This window comes from Synergistaceae bacterium (assembly GCA_012521675.1).
In the GTDB taxonomy this organism is placed as follows: domain Bacteria; phylum Synergistota; class Synergistia; order Synergistales; family Aminobacteriaceae; genus JAAYLU01.
In genome coordinates this window covers 1-1,819 of the sequence record JAAYLU010000068.1, presented here as the reverse complement: position 1 = coordinate 1,819, position 1,819 = coordinate 1, and the positions used below count along the sequence as shown (strand labels likewise).

The window sequence follows — 1,819 nt, the reverse complement described above, 5'->3', positions numbered from 1 at the left end:
GCATGGAGATGTTCAGGGCCGAGGTCCCCGGGCCATCGAAGGAGAAGATGACGCCCAGGATAAGGGAGACGGCCGCCCGCCTGTGGGGGGTCTACGCGCTGCTGACCGCGGCTCAGGCAGCGCTTCTTTCGCTCGGTGGCATGAGCGCCTTCGACGCGTTGGTCCACTCCTTCGGGACGGTGGCGACGGGCGGGTTCTCCACTTTGAACCAGAGCCTGGGCCAGTACGGCTCCGCCTACTTCGAGTGGGTGACCGCCGCATTCATGTTCCTCGCGGGTGCGAACTTCGTTCTGCACTACCGTTTTTTAAGGGGCGACCTCTCCGCCTTCTTTAAGAACGACGAGTTCCGCGTCTACGCCGGGATCGTGCTCGCCTCGACCGTCGCCGTCAGCGCGGAGCTGATGCGCGCCGGTGTCTTCCCCTCGGCGACGGAGGCCGTACGGCGCGGGGCGTTCCAGGTCGTGAGCGTGATCACCACCACCGGCTTCATAACCGCCGACTACGAGCTGTGGCCCTCCTTCGTCAGGATGCTGCTCTTCTTCCTGATGTTCGCCGGCGGTTGCGCAGGCTCCACCGGCGGCGGCATCAAGACCATCAGGCTTATCGTGCTTTGGCGTCACATGCGCGCCGGGATGCAGGAGCTGCTGCACCCGAGGGCAGTCGTGCACATCAAGGTCGGCGGCAAACCGGTCAAGGAGGAGGCCATCTCCTCGGTGACCTCGTTCTTCATTCTTTACATGACGGTCTTCACCTGCGGGACTTTCTTCATGACCCTGACGGGGCTGGACTTCACCACAGCCGTGACAGGGACGGCGTCGACGCTTGGAAACGTCGGCCCTGCCCTGGGTTCGTTAGGGCCGATGGAGAACTACTCGGTCGTGCCCCGGGCGGCGAAGTGGGGATTCTCGGCCTTGATGCTGCTCGGACGGCTTGAACTGTACACGGTGCTGCTGCTCTTCATGCCGGGGACGTGGAGGAGGTAGGGCCGGGATGAAGGCTCTGTCGAGCATCGCTCGCCCGGCTCGCTATACGGGGAGGCGCGCTCCGTGAACCCGTGGCTCGTGGCGAAGATGCTCTCCCTCATCACCGCGATCGTCTCCATGTCGATGCTTTGGCCCCTGGCCTGGTCGTGGCGCGACGGCAGCGGGGACGACGTCGCCATAATCCAGTCGATCCTGATCGGGCTGTGCGCGTCGGGGCTGCTCTACGCGGCCGGACGCAGGCACAGGGGGTACGGAAGAGTGAGCGCGAAGGACGCTTTCGCGGTCGTCTCGCTATCCTGGATAGCCGCGTCCGCGATCGGGGCTCTGCCGTACTACCTGCACGGGATGGTCCCCACCTTCGGAGACGCCTTCTTCGAGGCAATGTCCGGCTTCACCACAACCGGGGCGTCAATCCTTCCGGACATAGAGATGCACCCGAGGGGGCTTCTCTTCTGGAGGGGGCTCACTCACTGGGTGGGGGGAATGGGGATAATCGTCCTGGGGCTGGCCGTGCTCCCCTTTCTCGGCGTGGGGGGCATAAACCTCTTCAGGGCCGAGGTCCCGGGGTTCGCGGTCGAGAAGATGACGCCCAGGCTGCACCAGATGGCACTGCGCCTGTGGGGGATCTACGTACTGATGACGGTCGCCGCCGCCGCGCTGCTTTTTATAGGCGGCATGAGCGGGTTCGACTCTCTAAGCCACGCCTTCAGCACGATTGCGACCGGGGGTCTGTCGCCTCTTAACCGCAGCATCGGACACTACGATTCCGCCTACTTCGACTGGGTGATAACCCTCTTCATGTTCTTCTCCGGGGTAAACTTCGCCCTCCACTACCG

At 64.0% G+C, this 1,819-nt stretch carries 2 protein-coding genes; both read left to right on the top strand.

The window, feature by feature from the left end; all coding sequences use genetic code 11:
* Positions 1-47 precede the first annotated feature (47 nt).
* Positions 48-983 (top strand): TrkH family potassium uptake protein, encoded by a 936-nt coding sequence (locus tag GX181_06940; GenBank protein ID NLM71677.1) that lies wholly within the window; start codon positions 48-50, stop codon positions 981-983.
* A gap of 63 nt (positions 984-1,046) precedes the next feature.
* Positions 1,047-1,819, top strand: a 773-nt coding sequence (locus GX181_06935) for a TrkH family potassium uptake protein (protein ID NLM71676.1), incomplete at its 3' end; no start/stop codon positions are given.

Coding starts and splice junctions, on each gene's coding strand:
- GX181_06940 (NLM71677.1), top strand. CDS start 48: ATGACGCCCAGGATAAGGGAGACGGCCGCCCGCCTGTGGGGGGTCTAC.